Source organism: Alicyclobacillus mali NBRC 102425, from assembly GCF_001570745.1.
Classification (GTDB): domain Bacteria; phylum Bacillota; class Bacilli; order Alicyclobacillales; family Alicyclobacillaceae; genus Alicyclobacillus; species Alicyclobacillus mali.
In genome coordinates this window covers 1-24,943 of record NZ_BCSG01000038.1, presented here as the reverse complement: position 1 = coordinate 24,943, position 24,943 = coordinate 1, and the positions used below count along the sequence as shown (strand labels likewise).

Annotated in this window: 27 protein-coding genes; 1 reads left to right on the top strand and 26 read right to left on the bottom strand. The window is 62.6% G+C overall.

Annotated elements, in window-relative coordinates; translation table 11 throughout:
• Positions 1–222: 222 nt before the first annotated feature.
• The 21 genes from trmD to rsmD all read right to left on the bottom strand — a co-directional run bounded on the left by trmD (position 223) and on the right by rsmD (position 17,494).
• Complete coding sequence (trmD, locus tag AMA01_RS12000) at positions 223–975, bottom strand: tRNA (guanosine(37)-N1)-methyltransferase TrmD (protein WP_067851289.1); 753 nt, start codon at positions 973–975, stop codon at positions 223–225.
• A gap of 22 nt (positions 976–997) precedes the next feature.
• Positions 998–1,531: a ribosome maturation factor RimM gene (rimM, locus tag AMA01_RS11995; RefSeq protein WP_067851282.1), complete on the bottom strand. Its 534-nt coding sequence runs from the start codon at positions 1,529–1,531 to the stop codon at positions 998–1,000.
• Complete coding sequence (locus AMA01_RS11990) at positions 1,528–1,950, bottom strand: YlqD family protein (RefSeq protein ID WP_067851281.1); 423 nt, start codon at positions 1,948–1,950, stop codon at positions 1,528–1,530. The genes rimM and AMA01_RS11990 overlap by 4 nt, the downstream gene beginning before the upstream one ends.
• On the bottom strand, positions 1,947–2,216 hold the full coding sequence (locus AMA01_RS11985) for a KH domain-containing protein (RefSeq protein WP_067851279.1): 270 nt from the start codon (positions 2,214–2,216) through the stop codon (positions 1,947–1,949). Before AMA01_RS11985 ends, AMA01_RS11990 begins: the two co-directional genes overlap by 4 nt.
• Positions 2,217–2,257: 41 nt before the next feature.
• On the bottom strand, positions 2,258–2,533 hold the full coding sequence (rpsP, locus tag AMA01_RS11980) for a 30S ribosomal protein S16 (RefSeq protein ID WP_067851277.1): 276 nt from the start codon (positions 2,531–2,533) through the stop codon (positions 2,258–2,260).
• 24 nt (positions 2,534–2,557) lie between these two features.
• Positions 2,558–3,997 carry a signal recognition particle protein gene (gene ffh / locus AMA01_RS11975; RefSeq protein ID WP_067851275.1) on the bottom strand — a complete coding sequence of 480 codons (1,440 nt, stop codon included), beginning with the start codon at positions 3,995–3,997 and terminating at the stop codon, positions 2,558–2,560.
• Positions 3,975–4,385, bottom strand: a complete 411-nt coding sequence (gene ylxM / locus AMA01_RS11970) for a YlxM family DNA-binding protein (protein WP_231862941.1) — start codon at positions 4,383–4,385, stop codon at positions 3,975–3,977. Before ylxM ends, ffh begins: the two co-directional genes overlap by 23 nt.
• Before the next feature lie 17 nt (positions 4,386–4,402).
• Positions 4,403–5,323: a signal recognition particle-docking protein FtsY gene (gene ftsY, locus AMA01_RS11965; RefSeq protein ID WP_067851271.1), complete on the bottom strand. Its 921-nt coding sequence runs from the start codon at positions 5,321–5,323 to the stop codon at positions 4,403–4,405.
• Positions 5,324–5,353: 30 nt separating this feature from the next.
• A complete protein-coding gene (gene smc, locus AMA01_RS11960; protein WP_067851269.1) occupies positions 5,354–8,926 on the bottom strand; it encodes a chromosome segregation protein SMC in 3,573 nt (1,190 codons plus the stop codon).
• A complete protein-coding gene (rnc, locus tag AMA01_RS11955) occupies positions 8,907–9,632 on the bottom strand; it encodes a ribonuclease III (protein ID WP_067851267.1) in 726 nt (241 codons plus the stop codon). Before rnc ends, smc begins: the two co-directional genes overlap by 20 nt.
• 115 nt (positions 9,633–9,747) lie before the next feature.
• A complete protein-coding gene (fabF, locus tag AMA01_RS11950) occupies positions 9,748–10,989 on the bottom strand; it encodes a beta-ketoacyl-ACP synthase II (protein ID WP_067851265.1) in 1,242 nt (413 codons plus the stop codon).
• Positions 10,990–11,059: 70 nt separating this feature from the next.
• A complete protein-coding gene (acpP, locus tag AMA01_RS11945; protein ID WP_067851263.1) occupies positions 11,060–11,299 on the bottom strand; it encodes an acyl carrier protein in 240 nt (79 codons plus the stop codon).
• 24 nt (positions 11,300–11,323) lie between these two features.
• Complete coding sequence (fabG, locus tag AMA01_RS11940) at positions 11,324–12,064, bottom strand: 3-oxoacyl-[acyl-carrier-protein] reductase (RefSeq protein ID WP_067851286.1); 741 nt, start codon at positions 12,062–12,064, stop codon at positions 11,324–11,326.
• Entirely contained in the window at positions 12,057–13,016 is a 960-nt protein-coding gene (gene fabD, locus AMA01_RS11935) for an ACP S-malonyltransferase (RefSeq protein WP_067851261.1), read from the bottom strand. Before fabD ends, fabG begins: the two co-directional genes overlap by 8 nt.
• Positions 13,013–14,038, bottom strand: a complete 1,026-nt coding sequence (gene plsX / locus AMA01_RS11930) for a phosphate acyltransferase PlsX (protein ID WP_230088175.1) — start codon at positions 14,036–14,038, stop codon at positions 13,013–13,015. The genes fabD and plsX overlap by 4 nt, the downstream gene beginning before the upstream one ends.
• A gap of 5 nt (positions 14,039–14,043) precedes the next feature.
• The gene (fapR, locus tag AMA01_RS11925; RefSeq protein ID WP_231862939.1) at positions 14,044–14,673 is read right to left on the bottom strand and encodes a transcription factor FapR; all 630 of its coding nucleotides are present in this window, start codon (positions 14,671–14,673) and stop codon (positions 14,044–14,046) included.
• 193 nt (positions 14,674–14,866) lie between these two features.
• Positions 14,867–15,043, bottom strand: coding sequence for a 50S ribosomal protein L32 (gene rpmF / locus AMA01_RS13695; RefSeq protein WP_008340528.1), 177 nt, complete (start codon positions 15,041–15,043; stop codon positions 14,867–14,869).
• A gap of 36 nt (positions 15,044–15,079) precedes the next feature.
• On the bottom strand, positions 15,080–15,583 hold the full coding sequence (locus AMA01_RS11920) for a YceD family protein (protein WP_067851255.1): 504 nt from the start codon (positions 15,581–15,583) through the stop codon (positions 15,080–15,082).
• A gap of 45 nt (positions 15,584–15,628) precedes the next feature.
• Positions 15,629–16,438 (bottom strand): patatin-like phospholipase family protein, encoded by an 810-nt coding sequence (locus tag AMA01_RS11915; RefSeq protein ID WP_067851253.1) that lies wholly within the window; start codon positions 16,436–16,438, stop codon positions 15,629–15,631.
• The gene (coaD, locus tag AMA01_RS11910; RefSeq protein ID WP_067851251.1) at positions 16,431–16,928 is read right to left on the bottom strand and encodes a pantetheine-phosphate adenylyltransferase; all 498 of its coding nucleotides are present in this window, start codon (positions 16,926–16,928) and stop codon (positions 16,431–16,433) included. The genes AMA01_RS11915 and coaD overlap by 8 nt, the downstream gene beginning before the upstream one ends.
• A gap of 11 nt (positions 16,929–16,939) precedes the next feature.
• Entirely contained in the window at positions 16,940–17,494 is a 555-nt protein-coding gene (gene rsmD / locus AMA01_RS11905; RefSeq protein WP_067851249.1) for a 16S rRNA (guanine(966)-N(2))-methyltransferase RsmD, read from the bottom strand.
• A 349-nt stretch (positions 17,495–17,843) separates the two neighbouring features.
• Here rsmD and AMA01_RS11900 point away from each other — a divergent pair, with 349 nt between their 5' ends.
• On the top strand, positions 17,844–19,205 hold the full coding sequence (locus AMA01_RS11900) for an amidase (RefSeq protein WP_067851247.1): 1,362 nt from the start codon (positions 17,844–17,846) through the stop codon (positions 19,203–19,205).
• 11 nt (positions 19,206–19,216) lie between these two features.
• Here AMA01_RS11900 and AMA01_RS11895 read toward each other — a convergent pair whose 3' ends face one another.
• The 5 genes from AMA01_RS11895 to recG form a co-directional block, all read right to left on the bottom strand.
• Positions 19,217–20,368 (bottom strand): glycosyltransferase family 4 protein, encoded by a 1,152-nt coding sequence (locus AMA01_RS11895; protein ID WP_195867857.1) that lies wholly within the window; start codon positions 20,366–20,368, stop codon positions 19,217–19,219.
• Positions 20,369–20,376: 8 nt separating this feature from the next.
• On the bottom strand, positions 20,377–21,525 hold the full coding sequence (locus AMA01_RS11890) for an NAD-dependent epimerase/dehydratase family protein (protein ID WP_067851244.1): 1,149 nt from the start codon (positions 21,523–21,525) through the stop codon (positions 20,377–20,379).
• Positions 21,526–21,625: 100 nt separating this feature from the next.
• Positions 21,626–22,447, bottom strand: coding sequence for an archaetidylserine decarboxylase (asd, locus tag AMA01_RS11885; RefSeq protein WP_231862940.1), 822 nt, complete (start codon positions 22,445–22,447; stop codon positions 21,626–21,628).
• Positions 22,448–22,545: 98 nt separating this feature from the next.
• Positions 22,546–22,743, bottom strand: a complete 198-nt coding sequence (locus AMA01_RS11880; RefSeq protein WP_067851242.1) for an alpha/beta-type small acid-soluble spore protein — start codon at positions 22,741–22,743, stop codon at positions 22,546–22,548.
• A gap of 85 nt (positions 22,744–22,828) precedes the next feature.
• Positions 22,829–24,865, bottom strand: a complete 2,037-nt coding sequence (recG, locus tag AMA01_RS11875) for an ATP-dependent DNA helicase RecG (protein ID WP_067851240.1) — start codon at positions 24,863–24,865, stop codon at positions 22,829–22,831.
• Between the last annotated feature and the right edge of the window lie 78 nt (positions 24,866–24,943).

Sequence of the window (24,943 nt, the reverse complement as noted above, 5' to 3'; positions counted from 1 at the left end):
CGGCGAAAATGATAGTAACACCGTTTCCCCCTCTGTGTCAAGTAGGGGTGTCACTCAAAACGATGCCCCTTCAACGCACCCTTTATACCGTCCATCGGCCTCCTGGGCCACAGCCCGCACCGTTGTGCAGGGCAAACCGTATGGTATCACAGCCTCGGCAGGCGCCATCATCGGGATACAGCCTTATCTCTCGCGCCTGCTGAGGCTTTGTGCACAACAGCCTTAAGGCACGTCAATCCCCGAAAAGTCTCCCGCCTCAAAGGCGTCCAGCCACGCGCGATCCCGGTCCGTCAATCGAGCGCGCAACAGGAGATCCGGACGATGCTTCCATGTGCGGTAAAGTGCATGCTTTCTTCGCCAAATCTCGATGTTCTGGTGGTGTCCCGACAAGAGCGTCTCCGGGACGCGCATGCCGCGAAATTCCGCGGGCCGCGTGAACTGCGGGTACTCCAGCAAGCCCGACGTGTGCGACTCATCCTCCGCCGAAGCCGCGTTCCCAAGAACACCCGGGAGCAGGCGCGTCACCGCATCGATGACCGCCATGGCAGCGATCTCGCCGCCCGTCAGCACAAAATCTCCAAGCGACAACTCCTCGGTGCACAAGCTTTGCCGGACGCGATCGTCGAATCCCTCATAATGTCCACACAGCAAGATGAGTCGCTGGCAGTTCGCGTACTCTTCCGCGACCGCCTGCGTAAAACGCCTCCCGGATGGGCTCAGCAAGATGACGCGCTCGTCCGGCGGGCTGCCCACACCCACGCGCGCCCGCAGATCGTCCATGGCCGCAAAGACAGGATCCGGCTTCAGCAACATGCCAGCTCCCCCGCCATAAGGCGCATCGTCCACCGTGCGATGGCGATCCGTCGCGTACTCGCGAAAGTCGATGAGTTCCACGCGCAGAGCGCCCGCCTCCTGGGCGCGTTTCAGCATGCTATCGCCGAGCACGCCGGCGAACATCCCCGGAAAGAGCGTCATGACCACAACATGAAGCGGCACGTCACTCGTCCTCCTCGCCGTCCCGAAGGCCAGGCAAAAGATGAACCGTCATGCGGCGCGCTTCAAGGTCCACCGAAAGAATCACATCTCGAATCGCCGGAAGCAGCAGATCCGGCTGCCCTGGCTTTCGTACGGCATAGACATCGTTGGCGCCCGGCGTCAAAACCTCGGCCAGCACACCGAGCGGCTCCCCTGTGTCAGAAATCACCTCTAGACCTATCAATTGATGGTAGTAGTACGCCCCTTCGGGGAGTGGGTGGAGCATATCCTCCGGGATGCACAGTTCGTAGCCGCGCCAGGATTCCACATCGGAAATGGCGTGATACCCCTGAAATCCGACGATCCACAAGTTTTGATGTCGCCGCCCGCTTCGCACCTCAAGCTCAGCCACCGGCTCGGAACCCGGCGGACGCAGCCACAGTCTGGACCCCGGCGAAAATCGTTCCTCCGGAAAGTCCGTGCGCGGATACACGCGCACCTCGCCGCGAAGCCCGTGAGGCTTGGTGACCACACCCACGGTGTAATATGCTGTCACTCTTCAATCCGCTGCCCGTTCTGGCGGAGTTCGACGACAATCCCGTCCTTCACGATAATCTCCGCTCCGAGCAACACCTTGGTCCAGTCGTCGCCCGGCTTGACATCAACCACCGTTTCGACGGTCATATTTTGAATTTCTGCACCAAGCTCCAACTGTTGAATTTGCTGCATCTGCCGAAACAGCTCTTCCCTCCGCTGCTCTCGCACCCGGCGCTCGTTCTCCAACTGTTGGCGAACCTGCTGGGCGATCTCGCCCCCCTGCGCCATGGCTTGTTCGATCGCGATTTTCCCCTGCTGCTCCAGCTGATCAAGCTCATTCTGAATTTGGTCAATTTGCCGACGTTGCTCGGCGATAATCTGCTGCTTAGCCGTCTCCGTCAAGATGAACTTAACGGCCACTGGTTGACGAATTTTCATTGTGATCTCCCCGCATCCTCGTTGAAACTGCTTTCTTGTGATCCGATGAGGACATGCACGCGCCGGCCTTGCCGATGTGCCGCTGCGCCCACCACGCTGCGCACCGCGTTGGCGATGCGACCCTGTCGCCCAATCACGCGGCCGACGTCGTCCGGGTGAACCGTGACCCGAAAAGTTGTCACGTCACCTTCCTGGCGAGCTTCCACGCGCACCTCATCCGGCCTCGTGACCAATGATCGAAACAAGAACTCCACCAAATCCTGCACGGATCGATCACTCCGAAGGGCGGCACGCGGCCGCCCACAGATTACTTCTTCTGAAACTTCTCCTCATGAAACTTCGTCAGGATGCCCTGAAGGTGGAACAAGTAGCGGACGCGATCGGACGGCTGCGCTCCCGTGCGGAGCCAGTGAAGGGCGCGCTCCTCGTCGATCCGAATCTCCGCCGGATCCGTCAGCGGGTTATACGTGCCGATCTCCTCCACAAATCGGCCGTCTCGCGGCGAGCGCGCCTCAGCCACCACGACGCGATAAAATGGGCGCTTCTTGGCTCCCATCCTCTTCAAGCGAATCCTCAATGCCATGACAATCGACCTCCAATACCGTTTTTACTTCTTCTTTTTCTTGCGATGCACCCGTTCACGCGGCGGTCCGGCCTCGGCACCCCCAAGTGGAGGTAACCCAGCCCCGCTGAGCCCGGGCACGCCTCCCATCGCCCGGAGCGCGTTCATCGCCTGACGGCGACCCATGCGTTTACCGCCGCCCGCAAGGTGCTTCATCATTTCACGCACCTGCTCGAACTGATTGATCAACTGGTTCACGTCGCGCACCGTTGTACCGCTGCCGTTGGCAATTCTGCGCCGCCGGCTCGCGTTCAGGATACCAGGATCCTGACGCTCCTGCGGCGTCATGGACGAAATGATGGCTTCCAGCCGGCGAAAGCGTCGATCATTCAAATCGAGGTTTTCGAGCCCCTTGACCCGATTCATCCCCGGCAGCATCTTGAGGATCTGGTCGAGCGGTCCGAGATTGCGAACCTGCCGGAACATCTCCTGGAAGTCGTCGAGCGTGAAGTTCGCGGACCGCATCCGCGCCTCCATCTCTTTCGCCTTGTCCAGGTCAATCCGCTCCTGCGCCCGCTCGATCAAGCTCAAGACGTCGCCCATGCCCAGGATGCGCGACGCCATGCGTTCCGGGTGAAACGGCTCCAGCGGCTCGATTTTCTCGCCCATGCCCACGAACTTGATGGGGCATCCTGTCGCCGCACGAACCGTCAGCGCAGCGCCACCGCGCGCATCGCCGTCGAGCTTCGTGAGGATGACGCCGGTGACCTCCAGCCGCTGATGGAAGGTCTCTGCGACGTGCACCGCGTCCTGGCCCGTCATGGCATCGACGACCAGAAGGATCTCCTGCGGTTCGACGACCTTCTTCATCGACTCCAGTTCAGCCATGAGCGCTTCGTCGATGTGCAGGCGACCCGCGGTGTCCACGATGACCAGGTCCGCACCGCGCCGCTCCGCGTCCCGAAGACCCGCCTCTGCGATCTCGACCGCACTCGCCCCATCCAAGGAAAAGACGGGCACATCGATCTGCCCGCCCAACACCTTCAGCTGATCGACCGCCGCCGGACGATAGACGTCGGCGGCCACGAGCAACGGGCGGTGGTTCTGTTGGCGAAAGGCGAGCGCGAGTTTCGCGGCCGTGGTGGTCTTGCCAGCGCCCTGAAGACCGACGAGCATGACGACGGTGGGAGGCTTCGGCGCCATGCGGATGCGAGCCTGCGATCCGCCCATGAGTTCCGTCAATTCCTCATAGACGATCTTCACGACCTGCTGGCCCGGCGTCAGGCTCTTCAGCACGTCCTGCCCCACCGCGCGAGCGCGCACGCGATCGACAAACTCTCGCACGACCTTGACGTTGACGTCGGCCGCGAGGAGCGCACGGCGAATTTCGCGCATCGCCTCGTCGACGTCCGCCTCGGTCAGGCGGCCTCGACCGCGCAGACGCTGAAAGACCGCCTGCAGGTTATTCGACAGGCTTTCGAACATCCGCATCACCTCCCAACAGAATCGAAACCGTGGCACCCATGGCGCGCATGGCATCATCCATGCGCCGCCTCACCTGTTCGGGCACGTGCGCAGATGCCTCGCGCCACGCGGACACCATCTGCTCCCACGCCTTTCGCTCCGCCCGCGCGATTTCCCGGAGATGAAGCGCCGCTTCATACGACTCGAGTTGATCTTCGACACGGCGAAGCTGATCGTGAACCGCCTGTCGGCTGATGGACAAGACCTCGGCGATCTCACCGAGGGACATATCCTCGAAGTGGTAGAGTTCCACAATCTGCCGCTGGCGCTCCGTGAGAAGCGGCTCGTAAAAGGCGTACAGATCGCCCACGCGCGTGACGTCTCTCATACTATCCGGGTTTTCAGCCACTGTCAAGCAAATCTCCTTTACACCCGTGTCTCAGGGCGGCAGATCGCTTCCGCGAACATCCGCGGATCGAAAGGCTGAAGATCGTCCATGCCTTCCCCGAGCCCGATCCACTTGACCGGGATCCCTTCCTCGCGGACGATGGGGAACACGATCCCGCCCTTGGCCGTGCCGTCGAGTTTGGTCACCACAATGCCGGTGACCTGAACGACCTCCTTGAACACGCGCGCCTGCACGAGGCCATTCTGCCCGGTGGTGCCGTCGATCACAAGAAGCACCTCGTGTGGGGCGCCCGGGAGTTCGCGCTCCGCGACCTTGCGGATCTTCGCCAGCTCGTTCATCAGGTGCGCCTTGTTCTGCAGCCGCCCTGCCGTATCGCAGATGACGAGATCGCACCGCCGGGCCTTCGCCGCCTGAATGGCGTCGTACACCACAGCGGCGGGATCCGAGCCCTGCGCATGGCGCACGACGTCGACGCCGACCCGCTCGCCCCACACCATCAACTGCTCAATGGCTGCAGCGCGGAACGTGTCGGCTGCCGCGAGGATGACGCGTTTGCCCTGGCTCTTGTAAGCATGCGCGAGCTTGCCAATGGTCGTCGTCTTCCCCGCACCGTTGACACCCACCACGAGCACCACCGTTGGCCCGTCCGGATTTTCCGCCATCTCGGATTGCGAACCCAAAAAGTCCGCCATGACGTCGACCATGACGTCCGGCAGATCTTCCGCCCGCTCAATCCGCCGTTTGCGCGCCTCGCGCCGGATGGCCTCCACCAATTCCGCGGCGGTATCCACGCCGACGTCGGACAGGATGAGCGTCTCCTCCATCTCGTCAAACACGGAATCGTCCAGCTTCCGGCCGCGAAAGACGGACAACAGCCTGTCTGCCATCGCAGCGCGCGACTTCTCAAGTCCCTTTCGGAATCGATCGAACAGCCCCAACGCCTTATCTCCCTTCGCCTTCTCTTCCGCTTACGCCGTTTCGTAGTCGATCTCGTCGCTCAAACGCACGCTCACCAGCGACGACACACCGCGTTCGGGCATGGTCACGCCGTACAGCGCGTCCGCTTCTTCCATCGTACCGCGCCTGTGCGTGATCACGATGAATTGGGTATCGGCGGCGAGCAGGCGAAGCTCGTGCGCGAAGCGAGCCACGTTCGCTTCGTCGAGCGCCGCCTCGACCTCGTCCAAGACACAGAACGGAACCGGTCGCACGCGCAGGATGGCAAACAGCAGAGCCATGGCGGTCAGCGCGCGCTCACCGCCCGACAGGAGATTTAGGTTCTGCAGTTTCTTTCCAGGAGGCTTTGCCACCACTTCGATTCCCGTGGTCAGGGGATCCTCCGGATTGGTCAGCACCAGATCCGCCTCGCCTCCTTGAAACAGGCTGTGAAACGCCTTGCCAAATTCCGCACGGATCTGCTGAAACGTCTCCATGAACCGCTCTGCCATTTCGTGATCGATCTCGTCGATCAGCTGCTCGAGCTGCTCTCGAGCGGCGACGAGATCGTCACGCTGTTCCGTGAGAAAGCGGACCCGCTCCGACAGCCGCTCGTGCTCCTCGATGGCGCCGAGGTTCACGTCACCGAGGGATGCGCGCTCCCGCCGCAGCGAATCGAGCCGCCGTTCTGTCTCGGCCACAGTGCCCTGAAGGGGGTACCGCTCCTTCGCCCACTCGTAGGTCATGCCGAATTGCTCGCCCATTTTCGCGAGCGCATGGGAGAGATCGGCATCTGCCCGTTCCACGGCGACAAGCGCGCGCTGCAACGCTGTCTCCTGCTCGTCGACGGCCCGGCGCTTGCGCCGCACCTCCTCTTCAAACTCGCGCGCCTCGGCCTCCAGCTCCTGTCGCGCCTGACGCGCTGCGGCCAGCGTATGTTCGAGGGCATCCAACTCCTGCGCAAGCCGCAGGGCTTCGGCGCGCTCCGATTCCCGCGCGGCGGCAAGGCGAGCGGCCTCCGCCTCATCGCGGGCCTCCTCCTTGCTCATCTCCGCACGAGCGCGCTCGAGCCGCGCCTTTCGCTCGCGCAACTCGCTCATGCGCTGCGCCAGATTCTCCCGCTCCTGCTCGAGCGTGGCCACCTCAATCCGAAGCCCGGTGAGTTGCTCCTTGGCCTGTGCTAACTCCGACTCCAGAGCCGCGAGGCGCTCGCGGCGTTCCGCAATGTCGGCGGTGATCCGCGCCACCTGTTCCTCCGCATCCGCCAAGGCGTCCCGGACCTCGCCCATGCGCCTGTCGATCTCCGAGCGATCCGCCGCCAGCGACTCTCGCTCCCAATCGAGGGCTTCCATGCGCTCGGCAAGGGTCTTGAGCAGAAAGTTGGCCTGTTGATCCTCGCTTTCGAACTGTTTCAGGCGCCCGAGGCGCACCGCGCGCTCCGCCTCAAGGCGATCCCGCTCGCGCGCGAGATCCACCACGCGGGAGCGAAGCTCCTCTTGACGAGTTCTCAGGCGTGCGCGCTCGGCTTCCAGCGCCTTCAGCTTGTCTTCCAAATCTTCTCGCTCGCGTTGGCGACCGAGCAGCCCTGGCCCCTTGCGGTTCACGTGGCCGCCGGTCATCAGACCTCCCGGCGCGATCACATCACCTTCCAGCGTCACCACGCGAAAGCGATGATTGAGCGCTCGCGCGATGCGGCTCGAGCACTCAAGATCCTTCGCAATCACCACGCTGCCGAGCAAGTGTTCTACGGCATGGCGGAAGCGCTCGTCGAACGAGACGAGGTCGCTCGCGAGCCCAAGGAAACCCGGCTCATTCACCACGCGCGAGGCAAGTGCCGGCTCCATCCGCCGCGATCGAACGACGTCAAGCGGGATGAATGTGGCTCGGCCACCTTGGCGCGCCTTCAACAGGCGAATGGCGTCCATCGCGTCCTGCTCGGTTTCGACGACCACGTTTTGCAGCGCGCCGCCCAAGGCCGTTTCCACGGCCAGCTCGTACTTTCGATCCACGCGAATCAGCTCGGCGACGGAGCCGCAGACACCCTTGAGCGCACCTCGCTTGGCTTGCTGAAGGACCATGCGCACACCGTGCGCGTAGCCGTCGTACCCCGCCTCGAGATCGCGCAGCAGCTCCAGGCGACTCGACAGTCCCTGCACATCCGCCTGCAGACGGTGCCAGGCGGACACGGCCTGCGCCTCATCGGACGCCGCCTGCTCCCGCTCGGCGTCCACGTCGGCCAACTGGCGCTCAATCTCCTCGAGTTCGCGCCTCGTCTCCTCCGCCCGCGCTGCCCGCGCTTGCCTTTCGGCCGCGACGCGATCTCGCTCCGCCTGAATCCGCGCAGCCTCTTCTTCAAACCGCTCGTGCCGCATCGCGCCGGCCTGGATCTTGTCCTCTAGCGTCTTCCATTCGTTGCGAAGCGCGGCCGCACGGTGATTGGCGTCGATAAGTTCCCCGCTCAAGCGGTCGATCTCGTCCGCCAGCGCCAATCGCCGCCCATCGTCCGCTCGCTCGCGCGCGGACGCGAGCATATCTTGTCTCTGCCCGAGCGCCGCGGCTGCCTCCGCCTGTGCCTGTGCGACCGCCTCCATGGCGGCGTCAAGCTCGGCGAGATCGCGCGCCAGCTCGTCCCTGCGCCGGCGCCTGTCTTCCGCGCGCTGCGCGAGAGCAGTGAGTCGCTCCTCTGCAACGGCGAGCGACCCTTCTGCCTTTTGCCGACCTTCGACGACCTGGACGTACGTCTGCTGCAGCGACTCGAGCCGCGCCGCGGCCTCGCCGAGCGCCTGCCGCCGCGCTTTCCACGCGTCATCGGCTTGGCTCAGCCGCTCCTGAGCCTCGTTTCTCGCCGCTTCCTCGCGCGTCACCTGGCGCTTGAGATGCTCATACCGCTCGTGCAGACGATCGATCTCGACCACGAGCAGCGCGATCTCCGTCTCCTCAATCTCGTCCGACAGCGCCTGGTACCGCTCTGCGATCCGCCTCGCCTCCGCGAGCGGGCCGAGCTGAGCCTCGAGTTCCGCCAGGATGTCGTCGACGCGAACCAGATTCGCCGCCGTCTCCTCCAGCTTCCGCTCGGCCTCTTTTCGCCGGTGCTTGAACTTCACAATCCCGGCCGCATCCTCGAACGGCCCCCGCCGGTCCTCCGGCCGCGTGGACAACATTTCCTCAATCTTGCCCTGTCCGATGATGGAATACGCCTCGCGCCCGAGTCCCGTGTCCATGAACAACTCGTGGATGTCCTTCAGCCGGCAAGGCTGGCGGTTGATCCAATACTCGCTCTCGCCCGAGCGAAACGCGCGCCGGGTGATGGTCACCTCTTCGAACGTCACCGGCAGGTGGCGATCCGTGTTGTCGAGCGTGATGGACACTTCGCAGAAGTTCGTCGCCTTGCGCAACTCGCTGCCCGCGAAGATCACGTCCTCCATCTTGCTGCCGCGCAGGTTTCGAACGCTCTGCTCGCCCAGGACCCATCGGAGCGCGTCGGCGATGTTGCTCTTGCCGCTGCCGTTCGGGCCCACGATGGCCGTGATGCCGGGAGAAAGGATCATCTGGGTCTTGTCCGCAAACGACTTGAACCCGAGGATGTCAATCTGTTTGAGATACACCGTTGACACGCTCCTCCGAGCGTTCTTCGGAGAGCGAGGCCAGGGCCATCGCCGCCGCCTGCTGCTCCGCCTCCTTCTTGGAACGGCCGATTCCGACGCCGCGAACTTCACCGCCCAGCTCCACCTGAACGACGAATTCGCGCGCATGCGCGGGTCCGCGCTCTTCCACGATCACGTACCGCACAGGCGTGTGGTGACGCTGTTGCACAAGTTCCTGCAGCGCGGTCTTGTAATCAAGGCCAGTGGACACGTCGGGGAGATACGGCACCATGTGCGCGTGGACGAACTGGCGAACGGCCTCCAGACCCTGATCGAGGTACAGTGCACCGAGGAACGCCTCGAACACGTCGGCCAGAAGAGCCGGGCGAGATCGCCCGCCGCTGCGCTCCTCACCTCGACCGAGGCGGATATACTGGTCAAACGAGAGCCGCTTCGCGAAGCGTACCAGGGATGCCTCGCAGACGATGGCGGCGCGCATCCGCGTCAGTTCGCCTTCCGGCATCCTGGGATACGTGCGATATAGAAAGTCGCTCACCACGAGTTCGAGCACGGCGTCGCCTAAAAACTCCAGACGCTCGTTGTCTTCAATGTGTAGTTTCCGGTGCTCGTTGCGGTACGAGGCGTGCGTGAATGCCTGTTTGAGAAGGTTGACATCGTTGAATTGAAGGCTCAGTGATGCCTGCAGTTCAAGCCATTTGCTCTGCAATCCATTCCTCTCCCCCTTGGGGGCTTTGAGGCGCCGTCTCGCGCAGAGGCGGCCCCTCAAAGCCCTCATGGTAAAAAGCCCCCGGGCAGGCCAGGGGCTTCTCTCTCTTGCAGACTCAGGACACGTACTTGCGGAAGACCAAGCACGCGTTGTGTCCGCCGAACCCGAACGAGTTCGAGAGCACCACATTGACGTCGGCCCGTCGGGCCTGGTTGGGTACGTAGTCGAGATCGCAATCGGGATCTGGCGTCTCGTAGTTGGTGGTCGGCGGAATCATGCCGTCCACCAGTGTCATCACGCACGCTACAGCCTCCACGCCGCCCGCCGCACCGAGCAAGTGTCCGGTCATCGATTTGATGGAGCTCATCGCGAGCTTGTAGGCGTGATCGCCAAACAAGCGCTTCACAGCGTACGTCTCGATGCGGTCGTTGTACTCGGTGCTCGTCCCGTGCGCGTTGATGTAGTCGACGTCCGTCGGCGCAAGCCCTGCGTCTTCGATCGCGGCTTTCATCGCGCGGTACGCGCCGTCGCCCTCCGGGTCCGGCGCCGTGACGTGATACGCATCGCCAGACATCCCGTAGCCGCCGATCTCGGCCAAAATGGTGGCGCCGCGCGCCAAGGCGTGATCCAGAGCCTCGAGGACGAGGATACCGGCGCCTTCGCCCATCACAAAGCCGTCGCGGTTCTTGTCAAACGGCCGGCTGGCGCGCTGCGGTTCATCGTTGCGCGTGGACAGAGCCTTCATATTGCAGAAGCCGGCCAGCGCAAGATCCACCACCGCGGCCTCAGCGCCGCCCGCAATCATCACATCGGCCGCACCGCGTTGGATGATTTTATACGCATCGCCGATCGCATGCGATCCGGTCGCACACGCGGATACGGGGGAGCTGTTCGGGCCACGCACGCCGAATTCGATCGAGACTTGTCCAGAAGCCATATCGCTGATCATCATCGGCACCAGGAACGGACTCACTCGTTTCGGCCCGCGCTCGATCAGCGTCCGGTAGTTTGACAGCGTCGTGCTGATGCCGCCGATGCCAGAGCCGATGTACACGCCGATTCGATCCCGGTTTTCGTCCGTGATCTCGAGCTTGGACTGAAGGACTGCTTCGTGCGCCGCGTACAAGGCGTACTGCGTGAACAAGTCCATGTGCCGAAGTTCCTTCTTGTCGATATAGCGTTCTGGGTCAAAGTCGTTCACCAAGCCGGCGATCTTGCATGGATATTCGGAGGTGTCAAACCGGTCGATCTCGCGAATGCCCGATTTGCCCGAAAGCAAGCTGTCCCAAAACGCAGGGACGGTGCTGCCAACTGGAGAAACGACCCCAAGTCCCGTCACCACCACGCGTCGTGCCATGGATTCACCCCCCTACATAGCATAAAGCCCCGGCTCGCGCACGGGGACTATGCTACCCGAATTTCGCACATCATCCCTGGTGCTGCTCGATGTATGTAACCACATCGCCGACCGTGCTGATTTTTTCAGCATCCTCATCGGAGATCTCCATATCGAATTCGTCTTCCAGCTCCATGATGAGTTCGACGATATCCAGCGAGTCCGCACCCAGGTCGTCCTTGAACGTCGCGTTCAAAGTCACCTTATCCTCATCGACATTCAGTCGATCCACAATGATCTTTTTCACACGTTCAAACACGTCGTTTGCCATCGTCTCACCTCCTTTTGCAGTATACTACATGGCCATGCCGCCGTCGACAGCGACCACCTGGCCCGTGATGTAACGGGCTTTCTCTGAGGTCAGGAAGGCGACCGCATACGCCACCTCGTCCGCCTGTCCCGTCCTTCCCAGCGGGATATGCGCCAAGAGGTCTCGCATTCGATCCTCGCCGAGCTCGCGCGTCATGTCGGTGTCGATGTAGCCGGGAGCGACGGCGTTGACCGTGATGTTGCGAGGCGCAAGCTCCTTCGCGGTGGCCTTCGTCAGGCCGATGAGGCCCGCCTTCGCCGCGGCATAGTTGGCTTGTCCGGCGTTGCCCATGAGCCCCACCACGGAGGTGATGTTCACGATGGCCCCCCACCTCGCCTTCATCATCGGCCGCGCGACCTCGCGAATCAAATAAAACCCGCCGCGGAGGTTCGTGTCAAGGACCTGGTTGAAATCGTCGTCGCTCATCCGCACCAAGAGTCCGTCGCGCGTGATGCCGGCGTTGTTGACCAGAATGTCGATCCGGCCCATCGCCGCCACAGCCTCTGCCACGAGGCGCTTCGCCTCCTCGGGCTTTGACACGTCCGCCTGGATGGCGACCGCACGGCGCCCCATCTCCTCAATGGCTCGAACCACCTCCGCCGCAAGGTCCGCCCCACCGCGATAGTTCACAACGACGTCGCGCCCCGCCGCGGCGAGTTCGAGCGCAATGGCGCGCCCGATGCCGCGCGACGCGCCGGTGACAAGCGCCACTCGAGCGTCACTCACCGCCTTCACCCCCGCGCGTCAGCATGGCACACACCTCATCGAGCGTCGCCGCATCTTCGGCATGGGCCGTCTCAAGCGACTTGTCGATCTTGCGCACAAGCCCACTCAGCACCGTCCCAGGCCCGAGTTCCACCACGCAATCCACGCCCAGCCGTTTCATCGACTGCACGCAGTCCACAAAGCGAACCGGCATGACGAGCTGCTTTTTGAGCGCGTCTCGGAGGTCCGAGGCCATCCGCCGCGGATGCCCATCCACGTTCGCCACCACGGGCGTCTCAGCGTCCTCAAATGCAGTCTCTTCGAGGAGTGCCCCCAGCCGGTCGGCGGCTGGCTGCATCAGGCTCGAGTGAAATGGCCCGCTCACGTTGAGGGGCATCACCCGGCGAGCCCCCGCCTCCTTGGCCAGCTGCGATGCGCACTCGACCGCCGCCTTAGATCCAGAGATGACAATCTGCCCGGGACAGTTCACATTCGCCAACTCGACTGTCTCGCCCGTTTCCTCGCTCGCGCGCCTGCACACCTCTCGTAGCGGCTCCTCGTCGAGCCCAAGGACCGCCGCCATGGTGCCCTGCCCCGCCGGATACGCCTCGTCCATCAGCTTTCCGCGTTGATACACGAGCTTCACCGCGTCCGCGAAGGAAAGGCTCTTGGCCGCCACAAGCGCCGAGTATTCGCCAAGGCTGTGGCCGGCCACCGCGAGCGGCTGGATATCGACGCGATCGACCAGCGCGCGCCAGACCGCCACGCTCACCGTCAAAAGCGCCGGCTGGGTGTAGTAAGTCAAGCGTAGCGTCTCTTCGGGCCCATGCAGAATGATGTCCGACAGTTTCATCCCCAAAGCTTCATCGGCTTCCTCAAGGAGAGTGCGCGCCACGGGATACTCATCAAAGATGGCACGCCCCATGCCGACGTACTGAGCGCCTTGTCCTGGAAACACGAATGCGACGTTCATGTTCGACCCTCTCCGAGTTCGGAATTCGGCACGGACACGCGCCGTTCGCCCATGGCGACCGTCAGTTTGTGCAACAGATCATTCGCGATGAACTTTCGAGCCTGGGTGATGGCCATGAACCACGCCCGCGCGTTGCTGCTGCCGTGGGCTTTGAAGCAGCCTCCATTCACGCCGAGGAACGGCGCGCCGCCATGTTCGGCCCAGTCGTACCTCGCTCGCATTTGGCGCAGCCGCTTCCCCACGAGCAGCGCCGCGAGTCTGCCGCTCATCGTCTGGGTCAAGACGGTCCGGATGTCGGAAAACAAGCCAAGCCCAATGCCTTCCGCCAACTTCAACACGACGTTGCCGACAAACCCGTCGCAGACTACGACGTCCGCACAGCCCGCCATCATCTCGCGCGCCTCGATGTTGCCCACGAAATTGAGGGGTGACTGAGATAAGAGCGCGAAAGCCTGTTTTACGACAGCGTTGCCCTTCGAGTCCTCCGTGCCCACGTTCAGAAGCGCGATGCGAGGCTTCTCAATGTCCAGGACGTGACGCACGTAAGCATCGGCCATGTACGCGTAGCTCAACAAGTTTTCCGCCGAAGCGTCCATGGTGGCACCGGCGTCGAGTAAAAGCACCCCTCGCCCGTCAAACGTCGGCAAGATAGGGGCGAGCGCCGGCCGCTCCACGCCGGGCAAGCGCCCGATGATGAGTGTTCCGGCCGCCATGATGGCACCCGTGTTGCCCGCGGAGACCATCACGTCCGCCTCCCGGTTCGCCACCATGGTGGCGGCCGTCACGAGCGAGGAGGTCGGCTTGCGCCGCACAGCCCTGACAGGTTCTTCGTCGCCCGCAATCACCACCTCGGTGTGGCGCACCTCGACATTGTCGGGCAGCTTCGCTCCTCCCAGCTCCCGAATCCGCGCCTCGTCCCCGATCACGATGAACTTCGTATCGGAGTACTGAGCCGCAGCCTGGCACAGCGCTTCCATCGGGGCTTCCGGGGCATAGTCGCCGCCCATCACGTCCACGGCCATCGTGATCACTCGGTTTCCCCCTCGTCCATCGACTGCACCCCTGCGTGGGAAGGATCTTTGTACACCCAAATCACACCTTCCACCACGGTGTCGTGGCCCACGTGGCTCACCGCCCGGCAGCGCACGATCCCGCCGTGTTCTCCGATCACGTCGACTCTTGCTCGCACGGTCTCGCCCAGGCGCACGGGGCGCAGAAAGCGCAGTTCCGTCTTGGCCGTCACCGCGAAATCCGCATCCATCAGCGCGACGGCGAGGGAATTGATTTGCGCGAAGAGGACGTGACCGCGCACAATCTGCGTGCGCTTGAACACATGATTTATCTGAATCGTCAACTCCGATTCGGCGTGACGGTTCAACTCGAGCTTCGTGAGGCGCCCAATCAGATCCTGCTCGTCGAGTGAGCGCACCTGATCCTGCCGATCCGAAGCCATCCGGCGGATGCGCTCTCGAACCTCAGGAATGTGCAACGCGCTGCGGTCCAACCGAATCGTCGCGACGCTCACGCCAAATTGTTCCGCCAATTGTTCGTCGGTCGCAAACGGATTCTGTTCAAGGAGTGCCACAAGCGCATACCGGCGCTCCGATTTTTTCAGCGCAGATACCCTCTTTCGACCCATCGCATTCCGGTTATCCATGGCTCTCTCACCCGGCCAACAGCTCCGAGACAAAGAACGCCACCGAGTACACCTCATCATGATACCGAGAATTGGCGCGCCCGTCTATGTTGCAATCCGTCGAATGCGCGCGGCCTCCGTCGGTTGATGCGAAAAGAGGCTGTCCACACCGGCGATTCCCTGCGCGGTGAAGGACAGCCTCTAGACTCTTCGCTCACTTGACCGAAAGAACGACTCGCCCTTTGTACGTACCGCAGCTCGTGCACGCATGATGCGGAAGCTTGTACTCACCACACTGGGGACAGGTGACCAGCGTCGGCTGCTCAAGCTTGAAGTGCGTACGGCGCTTGCGCTTTCTCGTCTTGGAAACCCGGTGTTGTTGGACCGCCACAGAACCCACCCCCTTTTTCGCGTACCGCGCACTATCTTACTCCGAACCATGCTCGGAAAGCAAGCCCTTCAGCGCCTCCAGCCTGGGATCAATGGGCCGTACGTCGCAGCCGCACGCCTCCACGTTGCGATCCCGTCCGCAGACGGGACATAATCCTTGACACGTCTCCTTGCAGAGCGGGCGATTGTCGATGGTGAGAAAAATGGCCTGCTCCAATTCGGGCGTGACGTCCACCAACTCGTCACCGACAAACCGCACCTCGTCCTCCGCCTTCTGCTCATCGGTCGTGTATCGCTCGTGAAAGGACGCGCTCAAAGGACGTGTGAACTCCGTGAGGCAACGGGCACACACGTAATGCACCACCGTCTCCAGTTCGCCCTGTACGATCACGTAAGGATGGTGATAGGTGGCGTGCAGGTGCACGTTCACCTCGTCGAGCGACTCAATATCCACCACTTCTTGCGCGATGCGCGGCAGCGATACGGTCTCGGCAAGATCCAGTTCGCCTTCTTCTCTCAGCCGTTCCACATCGATGTTCATGTCATGAGCCCCTTTCTGCCGCGCCAGCCGACGCCGACACTGCTGTTATGACACAAAGGCGCCGGCGCGGTCAATGGCATCCCAGATGCGATCCAACTGCGCCACCGCCGCCTGATAGCCGAGATCGATGGCATCTGCCGCGCGCTGGAACTGCGCCGTCCCGATATGGGAAACCTCGGGCACGAGCGTCAAACTCGCGCCGCGGTCGCGCGCCCGAAAGGCTTCGTCCTGCATCAGCTCGAGGCTCTGCATGATGACGTCCATGGCGGAGGTGGGCGGTGTCCCTCGCGGTGTCACGCCGACGTCGACGGCGATGACGAGATCGACACCAAGGTCCCAGCACGCCTGTACAGGCACGCGCTCCAGTACGCCTCCATCGACGTACACGGCACCGTCCCGCACCTCGGGAACAAACACGCCAGGGATTGAAATGCTCGCCCGCACGGCGTCCGCGATGAGACCGGAGCGAAACACGACCAGCCGGCGCTGGATGAGATCGGTCGCCACGATGGCAAGCGGGATGGCGGTGTCGGCGAACGTGCCCTGGCGGGTCATGGTGGCCACCACGGCGCGCACCTTTTCCCCTTGGATGAAGCCCATCTTGGGAACGGTGAAATCCAGCCAATGCCGCCGCCGCAGGTTGACAGCGAGGGCGCGCATCACGCGCGGCGGCACCCCCATCGCGTACACCCCCGCCACGAGCGCCCCCATGCTGGAACCCGCGATGGCGTGCACGGGAATGCCGTGCTCGGCGAAGGCCAACAGCACGCCGATATGTGCGAAGCCCTTGGCGCCGCCGGAGCCGAGGGCCACCCCGACCTTGACGTTCTCCCGCGCCCGCACCTTGTCAGACATGTCGATTCGCCAGTCCCCCTGCGCGCGCGGCAAGCGCGTTGGCCACGTGAGGCGTGACAAACCTGGATATATCGCCCCCGTGCATCGCCACGTCCTTGACAAGCGACGAGCTGACAAACGACCACTCGGGCGAAGTGGGGACGAAGACCGTGACGAGATCGTCATGAAGCGCCCGATTCATTTGCGCCATGGCCATCTCGTTCTGTAGATCGACGTGGTTGCGCACGCCGCGCACGACGCATTGGACACCCGACGAACGGCAGTAGTCCACCAAGAGGCCGCTGAACGCGTCCGCGCGCACGTGCGAATAGGCGCGTACCGCGTCCCGGATCATGTCGAGTCGCTCGTCGAGATCGAACCAGGGCCGCTTTGAAGGATTGTGTAACACAGCGACCACCAGTTCGTCGAACAGCGGCGCCACCTGCGCGATCACGTCCAGGTGCCCGAGCGTGATGGGATCAAACGTCCCAGGGTAGACGGCTTTGCGCATGAAGACCCCTCCTATATCTGTACGCTGGATCGGCTCCGATAAATCCGAACGGCGATGTCGCCGTATGCGCGCGCCTTGTGCAGGACAAAATCGCCCGTCTCATCGGGCAACGCAAGCGAGGCCGGCAGTTCGCAAATGACGGCCCCGGAGACGCGACCTGGCGGTAGCGCGCGCAGCACCGGAAGCCACAGGTCAGCGTGATACGGTGGATCCACAAACACATAGGAGGCGACGAGGTCTGACGTCTCGAATCGGCGCAGCGCCTGCGCCCAGTCCAGGACCCATACCTCCGCCTCAGACGCGGCGCCGACGCGGTCCAGGTTGCGCCGCACAAGTCGCGCGGAGCGTGGGTCTCTGTCCACAAAGATGGCGCGCGATGCGCCTCGGCTGAGCGCCTCAATGCCCAGCGCACCCGTTCCAGCAAACAGGTCGATGACAACACCCTGCAGCTGGTGCGGAATCAGGTTGAACATGGATTCTTTGACCCGATCCGTCGTGGGACGGACCGCGCTCCCCCTCGGCGCCTCAAGTGATATCCCTCGCCACCTGCCCGCAATCACCCGCATACTTGATCTCCTCTCAGGTGGAAGGCCCACCTTTCTTTGCACCAACGTAACACAACGAGGAGCGAGCGCCAACGGGACGTATATCCGTTCCTTCTTTTGGACATTCTGTGAACGACAACGGCGACAGCTGTTGTGGCAACCGAGTGCGAAGAGGCGATCCCCATCCACTCTTCCTCCGGTTTCTCCTCTCCCAGAACGCGTCAGGCGATTCTGACGCAGGGCCTCGCGCAAACCCGGGCGCGGGGCCTGTTTCATGTTTGCACTCCTCATCCCGGTATGTCCCGGCACACGTCCGCTATAATCGTCCTAGGGACGTTGACTGCACGTAGAGCCCTGGAGGACGGAGGCGATGTCGTTGTCACTCAAAAGCCCCTCGATTCGCCAGCAGGTGGCTCAACTGGGCCGGGAACTCTCGGCATCGGCCGCGCTCGTGCAATGGCTCGCGGCCATTGAGCGCGAAAACGGAAGACTGAACGCGCTCCTCTGCGTGGCGACCGAGATGAGCCGCCAACAGGCGAGCGCCATCGACCAACTGGCCGCGCGGTTTCCCGAAGGCCTGGGGCCACTCGCGGGTATCCCCATCAGCGTGAAGGACCTCATCGACACCTCGTTTCTCCCGACCACGTACGGGCATGGCCGATTCCGCGAACACGTGCCGGATCGCACCGCCCTCTGCGTCGCAAGATTGCAGCGTGCGCACGCCCTCATCATCGGGAAAGCCCATCTGCACGAATTTGCCTTTGGCGTGACCAACGAGAATCCGCATTTCGGTCCCGCGCGCAATCCACGCGACCCAAGCCGAATCACCGGCGGCTCGAGCGGCGGCAGTGCTGCATCTGTCGCCGGCGGCATGGCGCAGGCAAGTGTGGGTACCGATACCGGCGGCAGTGTGCGCATCCCGGCCGCGCTCACCGGATGCGTCGGATTCAAGCCATCCTATGGCCTCGTCCCGACGGACGGCGTGCTCCCGCTCGCGCCTACACTCGATCACGTCGGCACGCTCGCAAACTCGGTCGAGGACGCGGCGGTCGTCACCGCGGTCATGGCAGGCATCGACCCCGACGCATGGCTCTCGCGTCCTGCGCCAAGCGGGCGCCTGCGGGCCGCCGTTGTTCCTGGCTTGGTCAGGTTTGCATCCCCCGAGGTGTGCGCGTGGTTTGAGGGGCTTACGCACGTCCTTCAAAGCCGCGGCACCATCGAGTTAGCTGGCGCCATCGAGCTGGATGCGGACGAGATCGCGCGCCATCAGGCGAACATCCTCGGGGCCGAGGCGTATGGCACGCATCGGGTTTGGCTTGCGGAACACAGGGAAGCGTACGGACCGGACGTCCGAGAGCGGCTGGAAGACGGCGCGCGTGTGGACACAGCCTCCTACGCGGAGAGTCTGCGCTTTCGCGCCCGCTTCACGAATGCCATTCGCGCTCTGTTCGCCCAGTACGACTGCATCCTTCTGCCGACGACGCCCATTCCGGCAACGCGCATCGGAGAGACGACGGTGCAGATTCATGGAGAGGAGCAAGCCGTGAGGCCACTTCTGACAAGATTTACGAACCCGTGGAATCTCTCGGGGGCACCGGCCGTCTCGATACCGGCGGGCCAGGTGTCGGGGTTGCCGATGGGGCTTCAAATTGTGGGCAAGCCTGGCGGTGACGCCGAACTGGTGAACATCGCCCGCCGAATCGAGGCGGATATCGCCTCCCACCTGCCATAAAGAAGGCGCCGTCAGCGGGTGCCAGTGACGGCGCCCGCGACGACGCTGAACGACTGCAGAATTCGCTCGTAATGACCGACGAGTTGTTTGCTTGGCCCCTCCCAGTCCAACTGCTCCGCGATGGCCAAGCCGCGCTGTCTGACCGCCTCGCGCTTTGCCTCGTCCCGCATGACCATACGCACAGTCTCGATGAGCGACTCTGTCGAATGGGGATCGAAGATGAATCCCGCCCGGCCGTCTTCGAGCACCTCGCGCGTGGGCGGGCTGTCGGCAGCTACAACCGGCAGCCCGGCCGCCATTGCCTCGAACAAGACCAAGCCAAGCGTCTCTGTGGTCGACGGAAACAAGAACGCGTCTGCAGCCTGATACGCCTGCGCCAACTCCTGGCCGTGCAGGTATCCGGTAAAATGGGTGCGCGTCCCGGCGAACACGCGCTCGAGGTCAGGGCGGTGCGGGCCGTCGCCGACGATGGCGAGGTGAAGGTCCGGAATCGCGTCCAGGACCGGCCGCATGCGCTCGATGTTCTTTTCTGACGCCAGTCGCCCCACGTAGAGGAGGACGCGATCGCCCGGCTCCGCTTGGGGCGCCAAGCGACGCCGCATCTCCTCGCTGTAGGGAGCGTTTCGGAACAGCTCCACGTCGACGCCGCGCTCCCAGAGCTCCAGATTCTGAAACCCCTGGCGCTCCAGTTCGCGCAGCGTCGCGCGGGAGGTCGCGAGATTCAAGTGAGCTCGGTTATGCAACGTCCGGAAATACCACCACAACAGGGGTTCCAGAAACTCGAGCTTGTAGTGGCGCGCGTAGGCCGGCACGTTGGTGTGATACGACGCCACCAGCGGAAGATGGGACTTCCACGCGTAGTAAATGCCCCCGATGCCGAGGAACGCCGGATTCACCACGTGGATGAGATCCGGCCGAAACGCCCGCAGATGCTTGCCGATGCGCGGCAGCGGCAGTGAATACCGTTTCTCCGGATAGAGGATGAACGGCATCGCAGGGATCCCGACGATGGTTGCGGAAGCGTACGACTGCGGCGATCCTGACGGGGCAAACAGCAGCACCTCGTGGCCCTCGCGCTCCAGATATTTCAAGGTTGCACAGAGCCTCGTGACGATCCCGTCGGTCGACGGCAGAAACGTCTCCGTAAACATCGCGATCCTCATGCTCACCGTTACCTCCAGGTCACTTTCGGGCGGATCACGTCGAAATCCACGCGATCACGATACCGCTCGGCGGTCTGAATCAACTCGCGAATGAGCTCGTCCGAGAGATAGTGCGGCTTCAAGCCGAGGTCGAGAAGCTTCGTGTGAACCGCGTTGTAGTAATGCTCCTCCTTCTCCACCCGCGGATTCGGCAGATGCTCAATTTGCGCATCCATGCCCAAGTCGCGAGCCACCTTCTGCACGTGCTCAGCGAGCTGCAGCACAGAGAACTGCTCCGTGAACTGGTTGAACACGCGGAATTCACCGCGATCCGCCGGATGCAGCGCAGCAAGTTCGATGCATTGCAGCGTGTCGCGAATGTCAAGAAACGCGCGCGTCTGCCCACCCTTGCCGTACACTGTCAGCGGGTGTCCGACCGCCGCCTGCACGCAGAAGCGATTCAGCGCCGTCCCGAACACGCCGTCGTAATCGACACGGTTGTACAGCCGCTCGTCGCGCCGCGTCTCCTCCGTCCAAAGCCCATAGACCACGCCCTGGTTGAGATCTGTCGCACGGATGCCCCACGCCTTGCACGCAAACATAATGTTGTGGCTATCGTGCACCTTCGAGAGGTGATAGAACGAGAAGGGCTGCTTCGGATACGGCAGCACGTCCTCGCGCCCCTTGTGTTGAATTCGAATGTATCCCTCTTCGATGTCGATGTTGGGGGTTCCGTATTCACCCATTGTTCCCAGTTTGATCAGGTGGCAATCAGGAACCGTCTCTTTGATGGCGAAGAGCACGTTCAGCGTGCCCACGACGTTGTTCACCTGTGTGAACACAGCGTGGTCCCGGTCGATCATCGAATACGGAGCCGACCGCTGCTCGGCGAAGTGGACAAACGCCTCCGGCTCGAAATCCTCGAAGACGTGGTGAACAAATTCGTAGTCCTGAAGGTCGCCGTAATACAACTTGACGTCTTTCCCGGAGATTTCCTTCCATGCCGCCAGACGCTCTTGAATCGTCGCGATGGGCGTCAACGAGCGGGTCCCAAGCTCCTTGTCCCACTCGCGGCGGATGCAGTTGTCGATGATGGCCACCTCATGACCGCGCTCCGAAAAATGCAGCGCCGTAGGCCATCCGCAAAACCCGTCACCGCCAGCAATGATAATCTTCACGTTATGTCTTCACCCCAACATTTCGCTAGCCCTACTGACTTCCCTACCAATGTACAAGTTTTCGATCGCCCCAGCAAGTACGAGCTTCTTCCTCGGCACTTCACTCCATGGGTACCTTTGCTAGGCTTTGTCCCATCCGTACCCGCTCACCAGCGCTCACCGACCACTCAAGGCCCCATGACGGCGGGAACAGCACCAGGACGGTGGACCCGAGCGCAAAGTGGCCGATCTCGTCGCCCCGCCGATACACCTGACCCGGCATGAGACGCAGGTGCCCCTTTCGAGTGATGGCGTATCGCAGGTGGATGGTCCCGACCCCGCAGGCGCCAACCATCACCATCGCAAACGGCCCCCAAGGGGACGAAAATCGCGTGACCACCCGCTCGTTTTTCGCCAGAAGTCCGGGGATGGCACGCGTGGACGCGGGATTGACCGGAAAAAGCGAGCCAGCGATGCGCCACACGCGCTCGGGCGCACAGTCCACCGGGGCGTGAATGCGATGATAATCGCGAGGGCTCAAGTATACCGTCACCGCGTATCCACCCGACAACTCCTGTGCAAGACTATCCTCCTGAACCAGCTGCCGGAGATCAAACAGGGCACCTTTGACCCAGAGGCGATGGCGTCCATCCAAGCGGCCGATCTCGCGAACAAGCCCATCCGTCGGCGATGTGACCCCTTTCTCAATGGGCCGCGCGCCATGTCGGAGTCTGCGCGCGAAAAACTCGCCGAGCGTACGATAGTCGGACAGGTCTCCAGCCACTTCGCCCAGTTCAATGCGATAATGCCGAATGAACCACGGAATCGCCCGGCGGCTGATGCCTGAATCCACAAAGCGCCGAAGGCAAAACGTGTACGCGCGCTTCGGAAAGGCGTACAGGGCCGCTCTTGGTATACGAATATGCCATCCCGCCTCTCGCATGCATTGCACGGTCAAGTCACATTATAGTTCGCAAAGTGGCATTTCAGCACGCGGCGAGGGCTGGCATGTGCCAGCCCTCGCCGCCACCTCATTCAGTGTCAGTGACCCGCCAGCTGTTGCTCCGCGTAGGCCACCAAGCGTTTCGTAATTTCGCCGCCCACGGAACCGTTCTGACGAGCGGTCGTGTCGGGGCCCAGCTGCACGCCGAACTCCGTCGCGATCTCGTACTTCATCTGGTCCAGTGCGCGATTGGCACCCTGCACGAGTACCTTGTTGCTGCTGTTCTGGTTTGCCATCACCCTTCACCTCCCCCTGGTGTACCGTAGTATGTTCGGGGGAGATGGAATTATAGATGTTACTTCCATCCACTCATGGAGGACATCAATCTCGGTACGAAATCTTGTCCATGGCCGTCTTCAGGGCTTCGCGCAGCCCCTCCGCCCAAGGTGCGTACCAGAAATCGTCCCGTCCGAGGAGTGCCAAAGCCTCTTCCCGCGCGACCTCCATGATCCGATAGTCACGAGCGAGATCGCCCAGCGAAAAGTCTGGCAGGCCGCTTTGTCGCAGGCCAAACAGTTCCCCAGGCCCGCGGAACTCCAGATCGCGTTCCGCAATTTCGAATCCGTCGTTGGTGTGAATCATGGTCTCGATGCGAGCCCGCGCTGCCTCAGACTTCGCATCGTGAATGAGCACGCAGTAGCTCGGATGCTGTCCGCGGCCAACCCGGCCTCGCAACTGATGCAACTGCGCAAGCCCGAATCGCTCGGCGCCGTAAATGGCCATTACGGTGGCGTTGGGCACATCGATGCCCACTTCGATCACGGTCGTGGCGACGAGCGCATGGATGTCGCCATCCCGAAAGGCGCGCATCATGCGTTCCTTGTCCGCGCTCGGCATGCGCCCGTGCAAAAGGTCCACTCGAAATCCCGCCAGGTATTCACAGACACGCGCATACAGTTCTGTGGCAGACGTCACGTCGTCCTGCTCGGACGCCTCAATCGCGGGCGCGACGATATATGCCTGGCGGCCGCGAGACAACTCTCTGCGGATGAGGCGAAGCGCAGCCTCGTCGTCGCGCGACGGCACCGCGACCGTCTGAATCGGCTTGCGCCCCTTCGGCAGCTCGTTCAGGAGGGACACGTCCATGTCGCCGTAAATGGCGAGCGCGAGCGTCCGCGGAATGGGCGTTGCGGACAACATGAGCACGTCCGGTGCGCGGCCTTTCTCGCGCAACCTCGCGCGCTGGGCCACGCCGAACCGATGCTGTTCGTCGGTGACGAGCAAAGCGAGATCGCGAAACTCGACGCCTTCCGACAACAGCGCATGGGTGCCGACGGCAAGCGACACCTGGCCGGATGAGATTTCAGCCAAGATCCGCTCGCGATCACGTCCGGTGACGGATCCCGTCAAAAGCTCCACCCGAATGCCTGACGGAGCGAAGAGCTGCCGTGCGAGGCGCGCGTGCTGCTCCGCAAGAATTTCGGTGGGCGCCATGAGCACAGCCTGTCCACCCGCGAGGTGAACAGCAAAGCACGCAAAAAGTGCAACCCATGTTTTCCCTGATCCTACGTCGCCCTGTATCAAGCGCGTCATGGGCGCTGGACGCTGCAGATCGCGCAGGATGTCTTCGCACGCGCGGCGCTGGGCATCGGTCATGGGGCTCGGCAACAGGACTTCGAAGGCCGCCAGTGCATCGTTCGGCACCGGCTGCGCGCGCCCCACAGGCTTCTCTCGTTGTGCGCGAATCCACTGTAGCTGAAGTTGAAAGAGCAGAAACTCTTCGAAGACCAACCGCCGCCTAGCCTGACGAACATCTTCATGGGACTTGGGTTGGTGTATCCCGAAAAGCGCATCTCGGTGGGACCAAAGCCGATATTTGCGCATCAGCGCGTACGGGAGTGACTCCGCCATCTGGTCGGCGTATTGGTCCAAGGCCCTCAGAATCAGTTGGTGGATGGTTTTGCTGGATATGTCTTTGTTGGCGCGGTACATCGGGACCAACGGCGGCGACTTAGCCGCTGCATCCAGCGACGTCTCACTGACCACCAGGCGACGCAGGGCCTCGTTCCACTTGCCTGTCACCAGGATGAACCGGCCATCGGTCAGCTTGGCGCGAAGATAGTGCTGCGAAAACCACAGACACACGACCGGATGCTGACCGTCCACGCGCACGCGCGCCGTCATGATGGACTTGGAACCGCGCCACCTCACCTGAACCGGACCCTCAAGGACTGCCCTGGCCGTAACGCGATCTCCGTCGCGCCACTCGGGGAACGGCTTTTCGGCGCGTTCGTCGTATCGAAATGGATAGGTATGCAGCAGATCGTCGACCGTTCGGATGTCGAGCGCTTCAAGCGCGCGCTCCTTCTGCGGACCCACGCCCGGCAGCGCGCGCACGGACAGCGATTTGAGCGACAATGCGCTGCCCTCCCCGTCTGAACGTCGCCCCTAGGCGCCACCATTCTGCCTCATTGTACTATACCCTGAAAGGGGGCT

What these genes read in the sequence shown, in the direction of transcription:
- trmD (WP_067851289.1), bottom strand. Translation starts at nt 975, where the DNA reads ATGACGCTCTTTCCGGGGATGTTCGCCGGCGTGCTCGGCGATAGCATG.
- AMA01_RS11990 (WP_067851281.1), bottom strand. Translation starts at nt 1,950, where the DNA reads ATGAAAATTCGTCAACCAGTGGCCGTTAAGTTCATCTTGACGGAGACG.
- rpsP (WP_067851277.1), bottom strand. Translation starts at nt 2,533, where the DNA reads ATGGCATTGAGGATTCGCTTGAAGAGGATGGGAGCCAAGAAGCGCCCA.
- ffh (WP_067851275.1), bottom strand. Translation starts at nt 3,997, where the DNA reads ATGTTCGAAAGCCTGTCGAATAACCTGCAGGCGGTCTTTCAGCGTCTG.
- fabF (WP_067851265.1), bottom strand. Translation starts at nt 10,989, where the DNA reads ATGGCACGACGCGTGGTGGTGACGGGACTTGGGGTCGTTTCTCCAGTT.
- acpP (WP_067851263.1), bottom strand. Translation starts at nt 11,299, where the DNA reads ATGGCAAACGACGTGTTTGAACGTGTGAAAAAGATCATTGTGGATCGA.
- fabD (WP_067851261.1), bottom strand. Translation starts at nt 13,016, where the DNA reads ATGAACGTCGCATTCGTGTTTCCAGGACAAGGCGCTCAGTACGTCGGC.
- plsX (WP_230088175.1), bottom strand. Translation starts at nt 14,038, where the DNA reads ATGGCCGTGGACGTGATGGGCGGCGACTATGCCCCGGAAGCCCCGATG.
- fapR (WP_231862939.1), bottom strand. Translation starts at nt 14,673, where the DNA reads ATGGATAACCGGAATGCGATGGGTCGAAAGAGGGTATCTGCGCTGAAA.
- AMA01_RS11920 (WP_067851255.1), bottom strand. Translation starts at nt 15,583, where the DNA reads ATGAACATCGATGTGGAACGGCTGAGAGAAGAAGGCGAACTGGATCTT.
- AMA01_RS11915 (WP_067851253.1), bottom strand. Translation starts at nt 16,438, where the DNA reads ATGTCTGACAAGGTGCGGGCGCGGGAGAACGTCAAGGTCGGGGTGGCC.
- coaD (WP_067851251.1), bottom strand. Translation starts at nt 16,928, where the DNA reads ATGCGCAAAGCCGTCTACCCTGGGACGTTTGATCCCATCACGCTCGGG.
- rsmD (WP_067851249.1), bottom strand. Translation starts at nt 17,494, where the DNA reads ATGCGGGTGATTGCGGGCAGGTGGCGAGGGATATCACTTGAGGCGCCG.
- AMA01_RS11900 (WP_067851247.1), top strand. Translation starts at nt 17,844, where the DNA reads ATGTCGTTGTCACTCAAAAGCCCCTCGATTCGCCAGCAGGTGGCTCAA.
- AMA01_RS11895 (WP_195867857.1), bottom strand. Translation starts at nt 20,368, where the DNA reads ATGAGGATCGCGATGTTTACGGAGACGTTTCTGCCGTCGACCGACGGG.
- asd (WP_231862940.1), bottom strand. Translation starts at nt 22,447, where the DNA reads ATGCGAGAGGCGGGATGGCATATTCGTATACCAAGAGCGGCCCTGTAC.
- AMA01_RS11880 (WP_067851242.1), bottom strand. Translation starts at nt 22,743, where the DNA reads ATGGCAAACCAGAACAGCAGCAACAAGGTACTCGTGCAGGGTGCCAAT.